18 protein-coding genes and 2 pseudogenes are annotated in these 20,357 nt (G+C 42.4%); 16 read left to right on the top strand and 4 right to left on the bottom strand.

Going from position 1 to position 20,357, the window contains the following annotated elements:
- The first annotated feature begins 47 nt into the window (after window positions 1–47).
- From PCIT_RS17920 to PCIT_RS17910, 3 genes are all read left to right on the top strand, one after another.
- On the top strand, window positions 48–746 hold the full coding sequence (locus PCIT_RS17920) for a pseudouridine synthase (RefSeq protein ID WP_010366990.1): 699 nt from the start codon (window positions 48–50) through the stop codon (window positions 744–746).
- Window positions 747–807: 61 nt separating this feature from the next.
- On the top strand, window positions 808–1,185 hold the full coding sequence (locus PCIT_RS17915; protein WP_010366992.1) for a BlaI/MecI/CopY family transcriptional regulator: 378 nt from the start codon (window positions 808–810) through the stop codon (window positions 1,183–1,185).
- A 1-nt stretch (window position 1,186) separates the two neighbouring features.
- A complete protein-coding gene (locus tag PCIT_RS17910) occupies window positions 1,187–2,398 on the top strand; it encodes a M56 family metallopeptidase (protein ID WP_010366994.1) in 1,212 nt (403 codons plus the stop codon).
- Window positions 2,399–2,442: 44 nt separating this feature from the next.
- On the opposite strand, the gene PCIT_RS17905 is transcribed toward PCIT_RS17910, so the two are convergent.
- Window positions 2,443–2,826 carry an MAPEG family protein gene (locus PCIT_RS17905; RefSeq protein WP_010366996.1) on the bottom strand — a complete coding sequence of 128 codons (384 nt, stop codon included), beginning with the start codon at window positions 2,824–2,826 and terminating at the stop codon, window positions 2,443–2,445.
- A gap of 247 nt (window positions 2,827–3,073) precedes the next feature.
- Here PCIT_RS17905 and PCIT_RS17900 point away from each other — a divergent pair, with 247 nt between their 5' ends.
- A complete protein-coding gene (locus PCIT_RS17900; protein ID WP_010366998.1) occupies window positions 3,074–3,946 on the top strand; it encodes a DMT family transporter in 873 nt (290 codons plus the stop codon).
- 6 nt (window positions 3,947–3,952) lie between these two features.
- Here PCIT_RS17900 and PCIT_RS17895 read toward each other — a convergent pair whose 3' ends face one another.
- Window positions 3,953–4,801, bottom strand: a complete 849-nt coding sequence (locus PCIT_RS17895) for an MBL fold metallo-hydrolase (RefSeq protein ID WP_040698223.1) — start codon at window positions 4,799–4,801, stop codon at window positions 3,953–3,955.
- A 120-nt stretch (window positions 4,802–4,921) separates the two neighbouring features.
- On the opposite strand from PCIT_RS17895, the gene PCIT_RS17890 reads away from it, so the two are divergent.
- Window positions 4,922–5,986, top strand: coding sequence for a GGDEF domain-containing protein (locus PCIT_RS17890; RefSeq protein ID WP_010367002.1), 1,065 nt, complete (start codon window positions 4,922–4,924; stop codon window positions 5,984–5,986).
- Here PCIT_RS17890 and PCIT_RS17885 read toward each other — a convergent pair.
- Window positions 5,974–8,277 carry a penicillin acylase family protein gene (locus PCIT_RS17885; protein WP_010367004.1) on the bottom strand — a complete coding sequence of 768 codons (2,304 nt, stop codon included), beginning with the start codon at window positions 8,275–8,277 and terminating at the stop codon, window positions 5,974–5,976. The two genes, PCIT_RS17890 and PCIT_RS17885, sit on opposite strands and share 13 nt — an antisense overlap.
- A gap of 373 nt (window positions 8,278–8,650) precedes the next feature.
- Here PCIT_RS17885 and PCIT_RS17880 point away from each other — a divergent pair, with 373 nt between their 5' ends.
- From PCIT_RS17880 to folX, 7 genes are all read left to right on the top strand, one after another.
- Entirely contained in the window at window positions 8,651–11,998 is a 3,348-nt protein-coding gene (locus PCIT_RS17880; RefSeq protein ID WP_010367007.1) for an ATP-binding protein, read from the top strand.
- 15 nt (window positions 11,999–12,013) lie between these two features.
- The gene (locus PCIT_RS17875) at window positions 12,014–12,640 is read left to right on the top strand and encodes a YceH family protein (RefSeq protein WP_010367009.1); all 627 of its coding nucleotides are present in this window, start codon (window positions 12,014–12,016) and stop codon (window positions 12,638–12,640) included.
- Between the two features lie 60 nt (window positions 12,641–12,700).
- Window positions 12,701–13,531, top strand: coding sequence for an ammonia-dependent NAD(+) synthetase (gene nadE / locus PCIT_RS17870; RefSeq protein ID WP_010367011.1), 831 nt, complete (start codon window positions 12,701–12,703; stop codon window positions 13,529–13,531).
- 80 nt (window positions 13,532–13,611) lie between these two features.
- A complete protein-coding gene (locus PCIT_RS17865) occupies window positions 13,612–15,561 on the top strand; it encodes an alpha/beta hydrolase family protein (RefSeq protein ID WP_010367013.1) in 1,950 nt (649 codons plus the stop codon).
- Between the two features lie 201 nt (window positions 15,562–15,762).
- Window positions 15,763–16,470, top strand: a complete 708-nt coding sequence (folM, locus tag PCIT_RS17860; RefSeq protein WP_040698214.1) for a dihydromonapterin reductase — start codon at window positions 15,763–15,765, stop codon at window positions 16,468–16,470.
- Window positions 16,471–16,484: 14 nt separating this feature from the next.
- Window positions 16,485–17,039, top strand: coding sequence for a GTP cyclohydrolase I FolE (gene folE, locus PCIT_RS17855; RefSeq protein ID WP_010367017.1), 555 nt, complete (start codon window positions 16,485–16,487; stop codon window positions 17,037–17,039).
- Window positions 17,040–17,048: 9 nt separating this feature from the next.
- The gene (gene folX, locus PCIT_RS17850) at window positions 17,049–17,408 is read left to right on the top strand and encodes a dihydroneopterin triphosphate 2'-epimerase (protein ID WP_010367019.1); all 360 of its coding nucleotides are present in this window, start codon (window positions 17,049–17,051) and stop codon (window positions 17,406–17,408) included.
- 18 nt (window positions 17,409–17,426) lie between these two features.
- Here folX and PCIT_RS17845 read toward each other — a convergent pair whose 3' ends face one another.
- Window positions 17,427–17,861 (bottom strand): YqaA family protein, encoded by a 435-nt coding sequence (locus PCIT_RS17845; protein WP_040698218.1) that lies wholly within the window; start codon window positions 17,859–17,861, stop codon window positions 17,427–17,429.
- Between the two features lie 179 nt (window positions 17,862–18,040).
- On the opposite strand from PCIT_RS17845, the gene PCIT_RS17840 reads away from it, so the two are divergent.
- From PCIT_RS17840 to PCIT_RS17830, 4 genes and pseudogenes are all read left to right on the top strand, one after another.
- Entirely contained in the window at window positions 18,041–18,550 is a 510-nt protein-coding gene (locus PCIT_RS17840; RefSeq protein ID WP_010367022.1) for a TlpA family protein disulfide reductase, read from the top strand.
- Window positions 18,551–18,573: 23 nt separating this feature from the next.
- Window positions 18,574–18,642, top strand: a pseudogene (locus PCIT_RS23310) (DUF2721 domain-containing protein); the annotation flags it as partial.
- A gap of 64 nt (window positions 18,643–18,706) precedes the next feature.
- Complete coding sequence (locus PCIT_RS17835) at window positions 18,707–19,915, top strand: IS256 family transposase (RefSeq protein ID WP_192992771.1); 1,209 nt, start codon at window positions 18,707–18,709, stop codon at window positions 19,913–19,915.
- A gap of 33 nt (window positions 19,916–19,948) precedes the next feature.
- Window positions 19,949–20,350: pseudogene (locus PCIT_RS17830) on the top strand (DUF2721 domain-containing protein); the annotation flags it as partial.
- Window positions 20,351–20,357: the final 7 nt, after the last annotated feature.

Genomic DNA, 20,357 nt, shown 5'->3' with positions numbered 1-20,357 from the left:
ACTGATGAGGCAAGTCCCTATTAGCATCATAAAAAACAAGGTAAGGAATGCTTAGTCCAATACGCTTAGCCAAATTTTTAGGTCATGCTGGGGTGTGCTCTCGCCGCCAAGCATCACGATTAATTGATGCAGGAGAAGTCTGCGTCAACGGGAAATTGGCGAACCATATTGACCATGTCACCACACAAGATATCATTATTGTGCAAGGTAAAACGATTAGTGCCTTACCCGAAAAGCAACTTTACGCTTATCACAAACCTGTTGGCATAGACTGTAAACTTAATATCGACGATCCCACAAGTCTTATTCATTACCTACCGAAGACAACACGTGTTTACCCTATTGGCCGCTTAGATAAGGACTCTCGTGGATTATTATTGCTTACCAATGATGGCACCTTGTGCCAATACATGTTGCATCCAGAACATCATCAAAAGAAACAGTATTGGGTCGAGGTCGACCGACCCATTGACGATTCATTCTGTCAAAAGATGGCCTCTGGCATACCCATCAATGGCCAAATAACACTACCATGTGAGGTCGAGCTATTAACGCCGACCCGTTTTAAAATAACCTTACAGCAAGGGTTAAATCGCCAAATACGCAAAATGAGTCATTACTGTGGCTACCGCGTGATTGATTTATTTAGGGTAAAAATAGCGGGCTTCAAGCTAAACCTAGATCAACTCAAAGAAGGTCAATTCCAACTCATTACTCAATCCGAATTAAAAATTGTACAAAAATAAAACTTGACCTTAATAACTACAAGTGTAATCTAAATGCATAGATTACATTTGTAGGCAAAAAATGATTGAATTATCTAAAGCTGAGTTTTCAGTAATGGAAGCGCTATGGCAAAGCTACCCAGCAAAAGCCAGTGACATTATTAAGCGTTTAAGCGACGACACTCAGTGGCACGAAAAAACCATTAAAACCCTCGTCAGCCGCCTAGTTAAAAAGCAGGCCGTCACCTTTGAAAAGCAAGGTCGAGAGTACATCTACACGCCCACCATTGAACGCGATGAGTATACCCAAAAAGAGAGCCGCAGCTTTATTCAACGCGTATTCCAAGGCCGTATAGCGCCTTTAGTCAGTGGGTTTGCCAAAACACACCCGCTATTACAAACCGATATTGATGAACTAAAGAATGTCATAAAAGAATGGGAAGACAAGCAAGGAAAGTAATATGTTAAACGAGCTACTTGATTGGGTTATCAAAATACAGTTGCTGCTAAGTGTTAGTGTTGTTGTACTCTTAATTTGCGAACATTCACTTACGAGTAAAATTGGCGCTCAGTTGCTATATAAAATGTGGTGGCTCATACCTAGCACCTTGTTACTGCTAAGTTTACCGAGTGAATTAAAGCCCTTATCGAATAACGCCATGTACTACGTAACAGTCACCCCAGCTCAGCTCCCTGTGGTTGATACATGGTTGTTAGGTTGGACAGTCGTATATGTAGCTGGCGCTTGCAGTCTGTTACTTGCTATGTTTTGGCAGCATAAGCGTTTCCACACCAACCTCGCCTTACAATTAACAGATACGACGTATCGTGAGTACCCAGTTTACGTCAGCACACAAATAAACAGCCCAATGATTGTTGGTCTCATCAAACCCAACATTGTATTACCGACTAATTATATTCAGCGCTTTGACCCGCAGTCTCTTTCATTAATGTTAGAACATGAGTATACGCACATAAAACGCCACGATAACCTATGGAATCTTGGATTCTTTTCACTAGCCACAATAACGTGGTTCAACCCACTCATTTGGCTTGGGTATCAGAGCTTTCGACGCGTCCAAGAACTCGCTTGCGACGAGCGTGTCCTAGAAAATAAACCGCATCATCAACAAGTGCATTATGCCAAAACACTGATTAACTGTGTTGAACACCATAACAAACGGCATTTTGCATACGCTTACTATGGAGATAAAAACACCATGCTACAGAGACTTAACCATATAAAAAACACAGCTCGACCCTCAACGGTTGCGCAAACCCTGTTGATCAGCTCTGCGCTGGCATCATTAAGTGCCTTAGCAATCACTAAAGACAGTCCGATAGAAAAAGTAAAAGCAGTTCACTCAGTAAAGCCTATCATGCGAATTGAGCCAAAATACCCCATTGAAGCCGCAAATGATGGCCTATCAGGGTATGTACAGCTGGCTTATACCATTGATGAACGCGGCCACACTAACAACATCAAAGTCATTGCCGCTAGCCCAAAAAATACCTTTGAGAACAATGCGATTAAAGCATTGCGACAATGGCAATACACCCCTTCAAACACCCCTCGTGAAATACATCGCGTTCAGCTAGATTTTAAAATTAATGATGACGCGACAAACACACCACGAAATAATCAATTTGAACGGATTAATGTGTCACACTGATAGAGATAGAGCAACACGCCGTTGCTCTATCTCTTCTTGTTAATTTAAATACTTACGCCAATCATGCCCACCGCAGAGCCAATACCCACTAACCAAACTAAAGACCTGAGTTTATCTATATTCATATAGTAAAAAGCACAGTATAAAATACGTGCAACAATATGAGTAATGGCTAAATACTCTGTCACCGCATTCACATTATTTGAGCCTAACACCACGGCTAACGCCACTGAAAACACAATGAGTGATTCAAAGCTATTTTGGTGCGCTGCAAGTGCCCGAGCGCCAAAGCCTTCTAGTTTTGATTGTTGAGCTCGAGGGTGGCGATTATCGTAGCCCCCTAATTTATTCATTTCGATGGCCACGGGCAACTTGGCCAAGTAAGGTAACAATACCGCAACGAGTGCGCAGATAAGTAACGTTGTCATACTAGCTCCTTTCTATCTATAAGAAATAATTAACCACGCTAACATAACATTGTGATGATAAAAAGCCGCCTATTTCATGAGCGGCGGCTAATTGAGTAGCATCGCCATAAAGTATAACTAGTACGAGATAAATACGTTCGTGGGCAGGTTGTCGCATCACATCTTATATTCGCGATTATCACTCGCTTAATCTCTACATAATTGATAATTTAAGCTTTGTAGTTGACACAATAGCAGGAATAACAACATGGTATGGATCGCGTTTACGTTTTTAGCCGCTTTTGCACAAGCTTGGCGTAATGCCTTACAAAGTCAGTTAAGCGACCATGCCTCAATCGCAACCGTGACGCTCTCTCGTTTTATTTTAGCTGGCCCAATCGCCGCCTTGTACTTATTCGGTTTATATCAAGTTCACCCCACAGAACACATACAGTTCAGTGGCACTTTTATAACGTATATTGGTGCAGCCAGCATCACGCAAATACTGGCAACCGCCCTCATGGTGGTCCTATTTAAGCAAAATAACTATGCAATAGGTGCCGGACTGGCTAAAAGTGAAGCGCTCGTTGCGGCGATTTTTGGTATGCTATTCTTTGGTTCAGCATTATCATATTTTGGCTGGCTTGGTGTTGTCATTGGCGGTGTCGCCGTACTCATTCTCAGCGGCTTTACAATAAAAAACTTCAACTTATCCACCGCCCTGCTTGGTTTGGGGTGCGGCAGCGCATTTGCATTAACCTCTTTATGGGTCAGAGAGGCAACACTCACAAGCCAATTGCCATTTCCCCATAGCGCAGCCTGGGTGTTGTTACTGGTGATCAGTACCCAATCTATATTGTTAAGTCTGTACTTATTGATCAAAGAACCTTACAGCTTTAAGGTCTTATGGCAATATCGCAGTAAAGTAAGTGTGATCAGCCTCTCCAGTTGTATTGGTTCTATTGGTTGGTTTAGTGCCATGAGTTTGCAACACGTTGCATATGTCAAAACTCTCGGTCAAATAGAAGTCTTCTTTACCATGCTCATTTCGGCTGTGTGGCTCAAGCAACCCGTTAAAAAACGCGACAGCTTTGGCCTAATACTCATCGCATTAGCAGCCTGTTTAGTGATGCTGACATAATACGCATCACTCTTTCTTTAACGAGCGATAAAATAGCTGGGTGACACGCTCTTTTGGCAACCAGCTAGTGTAGGGTAAATTAAGGGGGGACAGTGGATCGAACTTTACCATTTCCTCTTGGGTGGCTGCCTGAGTCATTGCATTTAAAATCAAAGTGCGTGCTTGCTCTACTCGAGCGATGTATTGCAATAGCTCCGCTTTATTAGATACTGCCCCATGCCCTGGAATAACCACACTGTTATCATCAAGTGCAGTCACAATATGATGTAAAGCTTTGAGTAAACCATCAACCGAGCCTCCACTATCCACATCTACAAATGGCAAGCCACCGAGGTTAAAATACAAATCTCCCATATGGACAATATTGGCTTTTGTAAAAGTTACCACAGCATCCCCATCAGTATGCGCATGTGCAAAATGCGCAATGTGTGCTTGTTCATTATTAAAATGCAGCGTTAATGTGTTATCAAAGCTCACACGTGGCAAATACGCTGACGCTTTACCGTGCTTTTTAACCAAACGCTTATGCACGTTATCGTGGGCAATAACATGACTGCCAGCAAGTGAAAATGCTTCATTACCACCGGTATGATCACCATGAAAATGAGTGTTTATAACAAACTCAGGCGACCCCGGCTTTAACGCACTAATTTGCTGTTTAATTTGCGCCGACAACTTCGCAAACTGATCATCAACAATGTAAGTACCATCATCGCCAATGTGAATCGCAATATTACCGCCTTGCCCAAACAAAACATGCACCTGCTCAGTCAGTTTATGAGTGCGAAAATCCACGGCTTTAGCGCTAAAGCCAAAAATTAGGAATACAATAATAACCTTTATTACGTAATTCATCGCGACCCCGCTGTAAAATAAACGATAAGCAGTATCTAAACCCCACCTTTTTAAAGTAGAGTAAAAATCATCCAAAAGCATCTATACTTTTGTTGTTATCACTCGAAAGGTCGTCATACTGTGCAACACCCGCATAGCCAGCCAGATATAGTCGAACAGGTAAAGTTAACGCTACTGAAGCGTGTTGCATGGTATTGCCTTGGCTTACATGTACTTTTATTAATGGTTTTTTGGCTACTAAATATAACGTCTTTAGCACTCCTGAATATAGTTAGCGTCATTGCGTGGGGGGCCGGTATTTATTTGCTTAATCATGAGCATCGTTCTTTGGCATTACGATTGTTCAGCATCGAAGTGGCTATTCATGCAGTGAGTGTGTGCGCCTTATTAGGGATGGAGCTCGGGTTTCAATATTACCTATGGACGGTATCTTGTTTATTATTGCTTGATAATAATATGGAATTAAAGCCTGCCGTCGCGGCTTCCACCATAATGATCATACTCTTTGCCGCTATGTACATTTGGTTTGACGATGTCACTTACAATTATGCATTCGCCAACCTACTACCCTATGTGCACTTTACAAATGTACTGGTGTGCGGAATCCCTATGATTTTTACCGTCTCGTTAATTAGAGAAGTAACCATGCAACAGCGCCAATCTCTTGAACAACTTGCTGCAAAAGATCCTCTCACTCACATGTATAATCGGCGCTATGCGCTTGAGCTTATTACACATGCCAAGTATCACTGTGATGAGAATAATGAAACTTTGTGTATCGTCATGGCTGATATCGATCACTTTAAGCAAATTAATGATGATTATGGGCACGTACAAGGAGATGAAGTATTAAAGCGTGTCGCGCTCATGATAGAAAAATATACAAGGCCAGTCGATATTTGCGCACGCTGGGGCGGCGAAGAATTTTTACTCGTCATGCCAAATTGCACTCCAAAAACTGCCATGTTTCGTATTGAAAAGCTCAGAAGCTCTATCACTTGTGAAGTCTTCGAACACTTCGACAAACACGTTACAATGAGCTTTGGTGTTGCCCTGTGGCCCACCAGCAGTAACTTCGATACGGTTTTGCAGCATGCCGACAACGCACTTTATAGCAGCAAAAAAAACGGCCGTAATCAAGTAACGGCCGCTTCATCATTGTACGAAATTCCCTACTCAGGCTGATCTTTAGGCCTAATAGTTAATGCGTGTATGACTTGACCAGGCAGCAACGGCGTTGCATTACCTTGTGCATAGTCATGAAACCCTGCACGGTAAAACGGTGACAATGGATGCCCACTTTGCCCACCAGCGACTGTCATAATTGCATTGCTCAACGCACCAGGCTGTGCAATAAACCGTTGTGACGCTCCAAAATCACGACCCTGTACTGAGGGCATAAAGGTATCACCGAATGCACTGGTTTTCGGCATATCCAAAAACTGACTTAATATTGGTATTTGTTTGCTAAATGGATGCTTAACTTTCAGAGCATTCACTTCACCCCATTGCCAACTTGCCATATTAGGGCCAAATTCTGCTGACAGCTTTTGCTTAGCAGCTTCATAAGCACTAAGTTGTAATATTTGCCAACTCCCATGCTGATTTAACCAACTTTGCGGTTGTTGCTCAAGTAATTGCCATAGCGCAGGTTCTAAATAGCGTTTTATATATCGTAGGCCTACACCGGACTCTTTCATTTGTGCTTCAACCGGTGCAAATGCACTGTTGATAAAGCTAGTACGAAAACGTTTAACTAAAGTATACCCAACCGAATCTGCACAAGCACACGCCTGCCACTGAGCTAAGTGCTGTAAATCAATTTTGAATCGCGCTTTAGATGCCTCATTATGACTTAGTAAAGCCGTTAAATGCTGGTGCCATGGGGTTAAAAAAAGTGCATCATTATCGTGCTGTAACTGGTTAAAGTCATCTTCATTAAACGTCTCTTTAGCTAATAGCCGATCGCGTATCTGTACTGCTCTAGCCCCCAAAGCATAACCACCATCACCATAACGCGTATGTGCCTGTGCAGAGACCACACGAGAGTTCGCCGTCCATAACTTACCATTTTCAGGGTTTTTTAGCACAGCTCTTGAACTGTCATTGTCCTGCCACTGTTTAGAGTAATTTATTGACTCCATCGCAATATCCGAAGGGTTTGTTCTTGCCGGAATCGCCCCCATAAGACCCCACCCTGCGTCTCCATGTTGGTCAACGACGATCATGTTTTGCACTGGAATTCCCACTGTCGGTGCCAACGCCAATGCATCATCTACTGTCAATGCTGTTTCCATTGCCAAAAGGTTCAAATTCACGGCATATGGTTGATGGCCCACCCAACTTAATGCATACGATTTATCATTAAACTGCTGCACAGGACCATACTCACTCATTAACAACGAATATGTGTGCACTTCATCATTAGGTAATTGAATATGCTCTTTTTCTTGCCATGTTTCATCGTCTGATGATAACTCAATCCAATCCGCGGTATCTAAATATCCATTAGTGAACCCCCAGGCAATATGATCATTCGTGCCTACTACAATCGCTGGCGCACCAGGTAACGACACGCCAGTTACAGTCACTGGAGAGTTTTGAGATTGATAATTTAATTGCGCGCGATACCAAATAGAAGGCACAGCTAACCCTAAATGCATATCATCCGATAGCATGGCTTTGCCTGACTCAGTTAACGCCCCGGTTACGGCCCAATTATTACTGCCATATAAATTAACTGAGCCTATGTCGTGAATGTCAGCTTGCACAGATAAAGTAGGAAGTTCTGGTATTAAGGCACGACGTATCGGCAACCTTGAACCATCTAGCGCAGCTTGATGAATGCTTGGCTGCAATATAAATTCACGCATCGCGTTGCCAAAAATATGCTCTAAATAAATCAATGCTTTGTCACGTTCAAAATTCGCAGACTGTAAATCAAGATACATGCTAAAGATGGTCAGTATACTATCCTCACTGCGCCACGCTTTTATGGTTGCACCACTGAGTAAATACTCAAAGCTCTGAAAGCCAGCTTGCACCCGCCCTTCATTAACGCCCTGCGTATATGCCTGCAGCACTTGCTGTTGATCCATGGGCAAGCTCGCAACAATGGCTTGACTGCGCTTGCGTAATTGATGAAACCGCATGTTTTTATCTAATTTTATTGCCGCAGAACCAAACAACTCACTTAATTCTCCCGCTGCATTACGACGTAATAAGTCCATTTGAAAGAATCGGTCTTGGCCATGAGCAAACCCTAAACCGTAAGCTGCGTCTTTTCGAGATTGCGCCGTAATTACCGCTTGCCCCAGAGCATCGCGCTCCACAGTGGTTGCCGCAGTGATGCCGTTACTTGTGCCAGTGCCATCAAGTGAAGGTAAGCTCAATGACAATACGCCATAAAGAGTTGCAGTTGTCGCTAGCGCTAATAAAACTAATCCTGCAATGATCCGTTTTAACCAAATTAGCATCTCTTCGTCCTTATTATTCTGTGTGTATTTTCATCATAACCACATAAATGTGAAGTTGATATGTCTAAACAATTGTAATATCTATGGCGTTCAATACCTGTTCAAATATTGTGGTAAAAAAATAGCTTAGTAACAACGCTAAAATTTCGCTACTTCTTTCTTTTATTTAGGGAATTTCTAGTTCATTTACTGACTCATATAACCGATGAGGAGCACGAATACGATTAATAAAGTGATATAAGTTAGGGCTTAGTCGAGATTCACTCAATACAAAATAATCAAGCACTACCAGAGAGTTTAATTAACTCGCTAACGTTTGCTTCTCTATTGGCTAAACTATAGTTAATGGATGCTCAGCAGGATAAGTTTGGTAATGCTCGATTCTCAATTACATACGCCAAGGAAAGCTCGCTCGATAAAGCTAGGCTACTGGTTTGTTTTATGCACAGTACTATGTTTTGGCTGGTATGTTGATAATGTCAACTCCCACCGCCTCATCGAAGTGGAGCGCAACAGAGCATATGAAGAAGTCAATGTGTACCGCACTCAAATTGAAGGAGCACTCGCGGCTAATATTCAGCTAGTACGTGGCCTAGCTATCGCTCTTACCAACGAAAAAGACCTCGATCAAGCGCAGTTTGAGCAGATAGCAAAACCGCTATTTCGCTCGAGCAATATACTCCGTAACCTCGGTGCTGCGCCTAATATGATACTCAGTATGACTTACCCCCTTAAAGGCAATGAGAAAGCCTTAGGCCTAAATTACTTAACACACCCCATACAGAGTAAAGATGCAATAAAGGCCCGTGACAGTAAGCAAATTGTGCTGGCAGGCCCACTCACTCTGATTCAAGGCGGTGAAGCTCTAATCGCACGGGTACCGGTATACTATGCTGATGACACATTCTGGGGCTTACTTTCGGTTGTCATTGATATGAAAAAGCTTTTTAAGCAAGTGAACTTGGATCTGTTAGACAGCAATTACCGTATTGCGATACGTGGAAAAAATGGACGAGGAGAATTAGGTGAGTTCTTCTATGGCGATAAGGGAATTTTAAGTTTACAACCGCTCTCATTCAGTATTTCGGTAGCATCAGGAAAGTGGCAGCTATATGCAGTGCCTCGATTTGGCTGGGAGCCTGAAGTAGCTGCAATTTGGCCTTTTCGTCTTGCGCTGTTGACTATTATATTGCTTTTTGTTGCGGCATTTATCTTCTTTAACAAACTCATTAAACAATTACATGATAACTCACAAACCTTAACCAGCATGGGTAGCCTTGCAGAGGTTGGCGCATGGTCCGTAGATTTAAAAACACGCGATATTAGTTGGTCAGAGGTCACTAAGCAAATATTTGAAGTGTCTGATCATTATCAAGCAACTTGGATGAGTTCCACTGAATTTTTCAAAGAGGGAAAGCATCGACGAAGCTTTCAACAGGCGATAGAGCAAGCCATTAAGCAGGGTACCGACTTTGAAGAAGAGCTTATTATTATTACAGCACAAGGCCGAGAGCGCTGGATTTTGATGAAAGGCAAAGCCAATCGGTATAAAAACTGGACTTACGAGATTTTTGGCTCAGTGCAAAATATTCAAACCCGAAAGCACATGGAAATAGAGCATGATAAAATAGCCAGAAACAATGAGCTATTAGCGCAGCTTAGCAGCCATGATGCGGTGTTAAACAATCGCATAGATAGCGCACAGAATGTGGCGGTAGACGCTATTTGCCAAGGGCTTGATGCATCGAGAGCAAGTATATGGATATTTAACGAAGAAAGTACCTTGCTGATCCCTAGCTGCTTCAGTAACACTCGCCAAGACAATCTACAACACTTCCCTCCATGGCGCAAAAGCAACCTTTCGGAGCTATTCTCGCAGGTACAAAAAAATCAGCTAATCAACGCAAATTTCGCGCATAGTCATGAATGTACCTTAGGACTAAGTGAACATTATTTAGGGCCTTTTGAAGTCAATGCTTTGCTTGGCTGTGCAATTACCTATAAAGGTCAAATCATTGGGTTATTGTGTGCCGAATATACCCTGCCTAACCCTGACTGGGGTCATAGTGACGAGCGTTTTATACGTGCTATATCAGCCATGCTCGGTAGTTTATTTGCAAGCCAAGAACAGCAAAAAGCAAAACAACAAGCAGTACTGGCTAAAGAAATTGCTGAACAATCTGCCAAAATCAAAGCTGACTTTCTAGCCAGTATGAGCCATGAGATCCGTACACCCATGAACGGGATTTTAGGCATGCTTGATATCGTGCTCAATACCGAGTTGAACCAATCTCAACGCCATCACCTTGGACTCGCACAAAGCTCAGCAGGATCGTTGCTAACTATTATTAATGATATTCTCGACTTTTCCAAAATTGAAGCTGGCAAGCTTGATATTGAGTTGGTCGAATGTAATTTAATACAAATTCTCAGTGACAGTGTCAGCAATTTTGCCCCCAAAGCCCTAGAGCAAAGCACTGAATTATTCATCGATAGTCGCAATATGAAAGCACAATTTGCTAAAACCGATCCTCATCGCCTTAAGCAAATACTCAATAATTTATTGAGCAATGCAATCAAGTTCACCGAACATGGCAAAGTCACCCTAACATGCTATACCGAGCAGCAGTCTAAATCCCTGCGTTTATGGTGCAGTGTTGAAGATACCGGTGTGGGCATAAGTAAAACCCAACTCGACAAAATATTTGATTCATTTACTCAAGCAGATCCATCCACTACGCGCCGATTTGGCGGCACAGGTCTTGGGCTTACAATCGCACGACAATTATGTGAGCTGCTAGGCGGAGCACTTAATGCTTATAGTAAATTAAGTGTGGGCAGTACATTTACTTTCTATATCGACTTACATGACGCCAAAGAAATTGCGCCGCTTGATACAGAATGTGACGGGTTATGTATTGTAGACCCGCATCAACAACATGAGCTCGCGGCACATCATTTGTTAGACGCTTGGAGAATACCCAGTGAACATTTTGAAAATTTACCCGCAGCGCTATCTTTATTGCAAGAAACACGGTTCAGATCACCTGCGATTATTATTGCCGAATCCATAATCGTCGACGCTTCTGACGCACAACGCGCTCAATTGAAAGGCATTCTCAAACAACCGGGAAGCCGTTTTGCCTTGATAAGTAATCGCCTTGGCAATAACAAAAAACTGACATACCTAAACCCTGACCTTATTTTTCTGCGGCCACTCACGCCAGCTAATGCCTTGAAACTCTGCACTTTAAGCAAACAAAAAGCGCCTGACTCATCAAGACAAAAAGGCGCAATTAATGCCTCAATTCTTTTGGTTGAAGATAATAAAGTAAATCAAGTCGTCGCCCTCGCACTGTTAAAACGGCTAGATATCACGCCTATCTGTATCGATAATGGCCACCTCGCCATTGAACACTTGAAACAGCAACCCACACCATATGACGTGATCCTTATGGATTGCCAAATGCCAGAATTAGATGGCTATCAGACCACAGGGCAAATCCGCCAAGGTGTCGCTGGGAAACAACATCAGTCCACATCAATCATCGCTTTAACGGCAAATGCAATGCAAGGCGATCGTGAAAAATGCTTAGCGGCTGGCATGGATGATTACTTAAGTAAGCCTATCGAGTTTAATGACCTAGAAGCCGCACTACGAAAATGGACACAAGATGTTAGTAAAATATCCACTGATAGCGTAAAGTTGATAAATCAATAAGATAGGAACAACGATATGGAATTCACGCCAAATGAACAACGGGTCATCGGATGCCTACTCGAAAAACAGACGACAACACCAGAGCATTACCCTTTGTCACTTAATGCATTAACGAATGCATGTAATCAAAAGTCTAACAGAGAGCCGGTACTCACGCTGAGTGAATCTGACGTATTAGATACATTAACGCAATTAGAACAAAAACGCGTTGTGCTGCTCGACGAAGGGGTATCAGGACGTGTCAATAAGTACAGCCACCGCTTCTGTAATACCGAATTTAGTAGCTTACAGTTAAGTGAGCAGCAACGTGCTGTGTTATGTATTTTATTTCTACGCGGCCCGCAAACACCAGGCGAACTGCGTACACGTTCCGCACGGCTCACCGACTTCAGTAATGTCAGTGACGTAGAAAACACCTTAACAGCAATGTTAGAACAAGAGTTAGTGTGCAAACTCGAACGAGAACCTGGTAAGCGAGAGAGCCGCTATCAGCATTTACTTGGGGATGAAGGCTCCTCTTTACCGATCCAAGCGTCTATCGAAAAGCCACAACTCTCAAATTCTGAATTAGATTCTCTAGTCGATGAAATCTCGCAATTAAAGCAGGAACTCGCAGCAATAAAACAACATTTAGGGCTTTAATTTCAAGCCAGATAAAAACATAATAACACTTTGCAATAATTGGTAATTGAGGAAGTCGCTATGCGCCAAACCATTTTGGCAGAAATGAAAGTCCAACCTGAAATAGACGCTGCTTTTGAAGTCACTCGCCGCGTGAACTTTATTAAACAACGTTTAGTCGATGCGCATTGTGTCACCCTCGTATTAGGGATCAGCGGAGGAGTAGACTCTTCAACCTGTGGTCGGCTATGCCAGCTTGCAATAGATGAACTTAATGAACAATCTAAAGGTGCTCACTATCAATTTATTGCAATGCGCTTACCTTACGGCGTGCAAGCTGATGAAGATGAAGCACAATTAGCCTTAACATTTATTCAACCAAGTAAACGAATCACGGTTAATATTCAACCTGCTGCTGACGCTATGCACGAACAGGCAATGGCGGCAATGGCCGAATCTGAGCTTTCATTACCGCCTGAGTCTGCCATTGATTTTGTTAAAGGCAACGTCAAAGCTCGTCAACGTATGGTTGCACAATATGAAATAGCGGGATTAAGCAAAGGGTTAGTTGTTGGTACAGATCACAGCGCCGAAAATATCACAGGTTTTTATACTAAATTTGGCGATGGTGCATGTGACTTAGCGCCTTTATTTGGCTTATCAAAACGCCAAGTTAGAGCAATCGCTGCGCACTTAAATGCCCCCGCAGAGTTGGTCAATAAAGCCCCGACAGCTGATTTAGAATGTGATCGTCCAGGCTTAACCGATGAAGAAGCGCTGGGTTTGAGCTATGAAGAAATCGATGACTTTTTAGAAGGTAAAACGGTGTCAGAGCAGGTAAATAATAAACTGATAGACATTTATAAGCGCACGCAACACAAGCGTCAACCCATCCCCACTATTTATGATTAAGCGATAAAAAATACTTGTGACGTGCTTATAACCATGACAATCTCCCTCTTTTTTCCGTTTTAGCGAGCAAAAGAGGGAACATGTTACGCGTCATATTCACACTCCTGTTTATTTCATCAGCACCACACGCACAGGCTGCTGAACAACCCAAAACACCTGAACCATCACAAGCACCCATAGCAGCTTATACAAGTTTACCATTGGTGAGTCAGGTTGATTTATCACCCAATGGTACTCACTTAGCCTTTGTGCAAAACTATCAAGGTACCTTGGTTTTAAATATAACCAATTTAAAAACCCAAGAAACACTGCCTGTTTTAAAGTCAGACAATAAAGAAGTTACTTTAAATTGGTACGACTGGGCCAATAACAACACCTTAATTGTTGCTGCCGGTTACACACAAAGGCAGCGGTTACTAAAGTATCACTCAACGCAGCTCTTTAAATTTGATCTCAATGGCACTAAAAAGCTAGAAAACTTACTGCCCACCCGTAATCGTAATGTCAGTAATGCAGCACAATTTCAAGATAATGTGATTAGTATGCTGCCAAATGATCCTAAGCATATTCTAGTGGCTGTTGATTTTGACACCGTGAATAGACCCACCGTTTTTAAAGTCAATGTGGATACCAAACGCAGAGAACGAATTTTAAGGCCAAGACGTAATATCTCAGACTGGATAGCTGATAGACAAGGCAATGTACGTATTGGCTACAAACTCAAAGACACCACCATCTCCTATATTCTCTATGACCGTGATAAAAACAGTTTGCATGATAAACCGCTGTATCAATTTGATGTTTTTTCACCAGAGCGAGTAACAATATTAGGCTTTGGACAGGATGGCGACACGTTATATATAAAAGCCAACCATGAAGGAAAGAAAGCACTATTTAAAACCAAAGTCAGTCAACCTCAAAGCCGTGAACTTATTTTTGCCGACCCGGACTATGATGTCGATGGCACCATTTTATACTCTCAAATAACCGGCAAGGTAAATGGCTTTTCACACTCAAATACTGAGGGGAGTCGCATATATTGGGATGAAGAATATAAAAGCCTGCAAACAGCCTTATCTAGTGCATTGCCAAATGCACACAATGTGATCTTAGATAAAAGCCAAGATGGCGATACCTATGTTTTGTACTCTAGTTCAAATGCTGACTCTGGCACCTATTATTTAGGGCAGCGTAAAGCCCAGTCACTATATTTATTTGCACCTCAATACCCAGACATACAAGATGCGACCTATTTAGGTAAACAACGCCATAGTTATAAAGCACGTGATGGTCTAACCATCGAGGGGTATCTAACATTACCACCTAGTGCTAGCACCAATAGTGCACCATACCCCACAATTATTTTACCGCATGGTGGGCCTATGGCGCGCGATTATGCTGACTTTGACTATTGGTCGGAGCTCTTTGCAAGTCGCGGCTATGCTGTGTTCCAGCCTAATTTTAGAGGCTCATATGGCTATGGGTATGAGTTTGCGCAAGCAGCAATGGGAGCGTGGGGAGAAGCAATGCAAAATGATTTACAAGATGCAGCTCACTACTTAATCAAACAGGAAATTGCAAATAAAGATCAGATTTGTGTCGGTGGGGGAAGTTACGGCGGTTATGCTGCCGTGATGGCGGTGGTCAAACATCCTGAAACATTTAAATGCGCCGCCAGTTTTGCAGGCGTGATGGACTTAGAGTCCGTTGTGTCACGTGCACGCTACTATACCAATAGAGAGGTTGTAGAGAAGCAATTTGGTGACGATGATGACAAATTAGAAAGCAATTCGCCCATCAATAATATTACAGCAATAAAACGCCCTATATTATTAATCCATGGGGAAGATGATAAGGTCGTGCCTGTCAGCCATAGTCGTCGCATGTATGATGACTTACTCGATGCAAAAAAAGCAGTTCAATATATTGAGCTCGAATCAGGTAATCACCATTTAAGCTACCAAGCACATCGGCATACCACACTCACGGCATTTTTAACCTTTTTTGACACCCATTTAAAAGCAAAATAGTCCACTGTGCGAAGCGTCATTTCTGATGACTGCACGCTTCGCACAGCCACCTCCAAAGCCATAAAACGCAAAAATTTCATATCGCTGTCTCTATATTTTCATAATACCCATCAACTCACTGATCAACAAAGTAAAACAAGGTGGATAAATTACGTTATAGTTAAGCTATTAACATTTTTTATTTATAGGTGTATGGCTTTAATGACCGCTCCAATTTTGATCACTGGTGCCGCACAGCGTATTGGCTTAGCGCTTGTTCAACACTTTGTTACCAATAAACAACCTGTCATCATGACTTACCGTACTCGGCACACCATCATCGACGAGCTCGAACAGCAAGGTGTGGTATGTATAGAGAGTAACTTCGACGATCCTGACGCCGTCAACATACTTGTGGCAACGATAAAAAAACATACAAACAGCTTAAAAGCCATCATACACAACGCCTCTAGTTGGGATTGTGAAGGGCAAAACCCTGACTACAACACCTTATTTGATAATATGATCCGTATTCATGCCAAGGTGCCTTATTTGCTCAATATGGCATTAAGTGACCTACTACTGGCGCACGACGGCATTACTGACATCATCCATTTAACAGACTACGTCGTAGAAACCGGGAGCGCGAAACATATTGCGTATGCCGCCAGCAAAGCAACACTTGATAACCTAAGTAAATCATTCGCTGCCAAATTTGCACCGCATATCAAAGTGAACGCCATTGCACCCAGTTTAATTATTTTCAACGATCACGACTCGTCTGAATATAAAGAAAAAACTTTAAAAAAATCACTCATGGCCATTGAGCCTGGGTGCAGAGAAATCATCAATAGCGTCGAGCTATTGCTCAATAGTAATTACATTACCGGCCGAACCCTGCCAATTGATGGCGGACGCCACTTAAAATAGATAGAGAATTTGTTATGCACGAAGAACTCAAAAACAGTTATCACCAAATCATTGAAGCTGTCGGTGAAGATAGTAATAGAGAAGGGTTATTAGATACGCCAAAACGAGCCGCCAAAGCCATGGAGTATCTTACTAAAGGCTATCGAGAGACCCTCGATGAAATAACGAATAACGCCGTATTCACCTCTGACGCTGATGATATGGTGCTGATCCAAGACATTGAGCTTTATTCTATGTGTGAGCATCACTTGTTGCCTTTTGTCGGTCGTTGCCACATTGCCTACATACCCAATGGTAAAGTACTCGGTTTATCTAAATTTGCCCGAATTGTTGATATGTACGCGCGTCGGTTTCAAATCCAAGAACAGCTCACCCACCAAATTGCCAAGGCTGTTGAAGAAGTTACCGGTGCAAAAGGAGTCGGGGTCATTGTTGAAGCAAAACATATGTGTATGATGATGCGCGGAGTAGAGAAGCAAAACTCAAAAATGCGTACCTCTGTCATGCTCGGCAACTTCCGAGAAGACCCAAAAACACGTAATGAGTTTTTACAACTCGTCAAAAACTAAGGACTGTTTATGCAAAATGCGATCATCAACATTACCAATCTAAGGCTACGAACATTTATCGGCTTTAACCCTGAAGAACGAGAAAAAAAACAAGATGTCGTGCTAAATATAGAGATCCACTACCCTGCAGACACAGCATGTGTCAGTGGTGACGAAGTCGAACATGCTTTAAATTATAAAGTAGTAACAAAAGCGGTGATCGGTATTGTAGAAACTGGGCACTTTTTACTTCTAGAAAAGCTCGTCGCTGATATATTAAGTGAGTGCCATCGCCACCCCACTGTGACTTATGCGAAAGTAAGAGTCGATAAGCCACACGCATTACGCTTTGCCGATTCAGTGTCTTTAACGCTTGATTGGAAAAACTAAGCGCTATGAGCGGTGAGTTTATATCAGCCGCTCAACGCCCATTACCCCGAATAAAATGAAGGCATAGCGTGCACCTTTGCTGATACTAACCAATAACAAAAAAAGCCAAAATCGAAACTTACACAGACCAGCCACGAGGGTAAGTGGATCGCCCACAATTGGCACCCATGCCAAAAAAAGGCTCCATACACCATATCGTTCAAACAATTGCTGCGCTTTCGTGACTTGTTGCGGGGAAATCGGAAACCATGATTTATGTTGGTAGCTCATCATTTTAAGTCCGAGCCAGTAGTTCACACAACTTCCCAATACATTGCCTAAAGTCGCCACTAACCATAACTGAAGTAGTGCTTCACGACTGTTGATTGCTAACGCTGATAATACCACCTCGGAGGTACCCGGTAATAATGTCGCAGAGCTAAAAGCCGAGAAAAACAACCCTAAATATGTCAGCACTCTTTCCTCTTTTGTTAAGCCTATATTTAAGCCCTTGACCTGTTTATTTATGAAAAGGTGATAAAAAAGCATGTCACAATAAACAAGTATACGTCGTGGGCAACCTCACATTATACTGAATTAACAAGTTGTACGTACCGAAGAATGAATAATTAAAATAATCATGGAGAGCAAGAATGATCAAAAAAGCGAGTAATGTACTTATTGGGGCACTGCTGTGTGGTGTGTTCACTGGCTGTAGTGCCGTAACAAGCCCCCCGGTTGCCAGTAATAAAGGATATGAAACGTACATTAAGCAAGGGCAAGTTTTCAAACACACTGGCTTTACTGATATAAATAATAAGCCGGTCTCACTAGACCCAAACAAAAAGAAATTAGTACTATTATTTGCGACTTGGTGTTCTGACTCACTACGTACCTTAAATGAACTAAAAGCCTCAGCCATCATCAATGACCCAACAGTACAAATTATTGCCATTGGCAGAGAGCAAACGCGCGAAACACTCAAAAAATTTAATCAAGATTTTGCGTTGCCGTTTGAGTTAGTTGCGGATTCAGAGAGAACGATATATCAACAGTATGCAAATAAAGGCATTCCTCGCCTTATTTTATTAGATAAGACCAACACGGTAGTAAAAACACTGATTGGCGAGCAAGAAAATATTATTGACCAAGTAATTTGGTGATATCAATACAAAAAGGGGTTGTAATGAGTAACGATGTTGTAAGTATATTGACCATGGCAAAAGTAATACAAACAGCTGTCGCGCCAGTTTTTGAGCCTGTAATTTAAATTGTGTATCTGCTTATAATTAAGCCAGTAATGGCTGAGGATAAGCAATATGGATAAGAAAGCTCTAGAAGCCTTCGCTCGCGAAGCAGCTAAGTCGATTAAGACTCCTTCTGATCTTGATGACTTTAGGAAAATGTTAACCAAGGTGACGGTTGAGACAGCCTTAAATGCTGAACTTAATGAGCACCTCGGTTACGAAAAAAACTCACCAACTAACGATAGTAACAGTCGAAATGGCTACTCATCTAAACGCCTAATTACAGACGATGGTGAGATCCAGTTAGAAGTCCCTCGTGACCGTGACGCGTCCTTTGAACCCAAGCTTGTTCGTAAACATCAAACCCGATTTCAATCGATGGACGACAAGATCTTAAGCCTATATGCCAAAGGAATGACCACCCGTGAAATCGTCGCAACATTCAAAGAAATGTACGATGCGGATATCTCCGCCAGTCTAATATCTAAAGTTACAGATGCTGTTTTAGAACAAGTGGTTGAGTGGCAATCTCGCCCGCTTGATACGGTCTATCCCATCGTTTATCTCGATTGCATCGTCGTGAAAGTACGCCAGAATAAACAGGTTATCAACAAAGCCATTTATCTCGCACTTGGCGTAAATATGGAAGGTCAGAAAGAACTTCTTGGGATGTGGATGTCCGAAACCGAAGGAGCGAAGTTCTGGCTTAGCGTGCTCACCGAACTTCAAAATCGAGGCGTGAATGATATCCTCATCGCGTGTGTAGATGGCCTGAAGGGCTTTCCTGATGCCATCAACGCTGTTTATCCAAAAACTCAAATTCAGCTCTGTATCGTACACATGGTGCGAAACTCAATGAAATACGTCCCATGGAAAGACTACAAGGCAATTACCGCTGACTTAAAAGAAATCTATCAAGCAACAACGGAAGATGAAGCCCTGTTGGCGTTAGAGCACTTTGGTGATAAATGGGATGAAAAGTACCCTCAAATCAGCCGCTCCTGGACGGCTCATTGGGATAATCTCAATACTCTATTTAGCTACCCTCAAGATATTCGTAAAGCTATCTACACGACAAATGCTATTGAATCTCTGAACAGTGTGATCAGAAAAGCGACCAAGAAACGTAAACTGTTCCCGACAGATGAATCCGCTAGCAAGGTGGTGTACTTAGCGATAATGGATGCTTCCAAGAGGTGGACAATGCCTATTCATAACTGGAAGCAAGCTCTAAACCGTTTTATGATTATGTTTGAAGACCGACTAACTGAATACTTGTAACTAAGAGCAGTTACACAGAATTATTTACAGGGTCCAGTTTTTCTTATTACCGGTATTGCCGCAACTTTAGGCGTACTGTCAAATCGACTCGCTAGAATAACCGACCGAGCCAGATTGCTCGACCGCAAGGTCAACAGCTCTCAAGATGATGCCTTGAAAACATCACTATGTACCGAGATGCGTGCACTGCTCAAGCGTTCTCGCTGTATTCATATTGCATTTAGCATGAGTGTGTTGAGTGCTTTACTAGTCTGTGCTGTAGTCATGCTCCTCTTTACTTCCCACCTCTATACCATCCCAGTGGGTATTACACTTTCAAGCTGTTTTATTGCCGCGATGATGTTATTGATGGGCGCTTTTTTAGCGCTACTGGCTGAAATATTTTTGGCAACCCGGAGTATGCGAAGAGGCATGATTTTTAAAGATTTAGAATAAAAGGGAT

The sequence above is a fragment of the Pseudoalteromonas citrea genome, from assembly GCF_000238375.3.
In the GTDB taxonomy this organism is placed as follows: domain Bacteria; phylum Pseudomonadota; class Gammaproteobacteria; order Enterobacterales; family Alteromonadaceae; genus Pseudoalteromonas; species Pseudoalteromonas citrea.
This window is presented reverse-complemented; position numbering and strand designations above follow the sequence as displayed.

Coding starts and splice junctions, on each gene's coding strand:
- PCIT_RS17920 (WP_010366990.1), top strand. CDS start 48: ATGCTTAGTCCAATACGCTTAGCCAAATTTTTAGGTCATGCTGGGGTG.
- PCIT_RS17915 (WP_010366992.1), top strand. CDS start 808: ATGATTGAATTATCTAAAGCTGAGTTTTCAGTAATGGAAGCGCTATGG.
- PCIT_RS17910 (WP_010366994.1), top strand. CDS start 1,187: ATGTTAAACGAGCTACTTGATTGGGTTATCAAAATACAGTTGCTGCTA.
- PCIT_RS17905 (WP_010366996.1), bottom strand. CDS start 2,826: ATGACAACGTTACTTATCTGCGCACTCGTTGCGGTATTGTTACCTTAC.
- PCIT_RS17900 (WP_010366998.1), top strand. CDS start 3,074: ATGGTATGGATCGCGTTTACGTTTTTAGCCGCTTTTGCACAAGCTTGG.
- PCIT_RS17895 (WP_040698223.1), bottom strand. CDS start 4,801: ATGAATTACGTAATAAAGGTTATTATTGTATTCCTAATTTTTGGCTTT.
- PCIT_RS17885 (WP_010367004.1), bottom strand. CDS start 8,277: ATGCTAATTTGGTTAAAACGGATCATTGCAGGATTAGTTTTATTAGCG.
- PCIT_RS17880 (WP_010367007.1), top strand. CDS start 8,651: ATGCTCGATTCTCAATTACATACGCCAAGGAAAGCTCGCTCGATAAAG.
- PCIT_RS17875 (WP_010367009.1), top strand. CDS start 12,014: ATGGAATTCACGCCAAATGAACAACGGGTCATCGGATGCCTACTCGAA.
- nadE (WP_010367011.1), top strand. CDS start 12,701: ATGCGCCAAACCATTTTGGCAGAAATGAAAGTCCAACCTGAAATAGAC.
- PCIT_RS17865 (WP_010367013.1), top strand. CDS start 13,612: ATGTTACGCGTCATATTCACACTCCTGTTTATTTCATCAGCACCACAC.
- folM (WP_040698214.1), top strand. CDS start 15,763: ATGACCGCTCCAATTTTGATCACTGGTGCCGCACAGCGTATTGGCTTA.
- folE (WP_010367017.1), top strand. CDS start 16,485: ATGCACGAAGAACTCAAAAACAGTTATCACCAAATCATTGAAGCTGTC.
- folX (WP_010367019.1), top strand. CDS start 17,049: ATGCAAAATGCGATCATCAACATTACCAATCTAAGGCTACGAACATTT.
- PCIT_RS17840 (WP_010367022.1), top strand. CDS start 18,041: ATGATCAAAAAAGCGAGTAATGTACTTATTGGGGCACTGCTGTGTGGT.
- PCIT_RS17835 (WP_192992771.1), top strand. CDS start 18,707: ATGGATAAGAAAGCTCTAGAAGCCTTCGCTCGCGAAGCAGCTAAGTCG.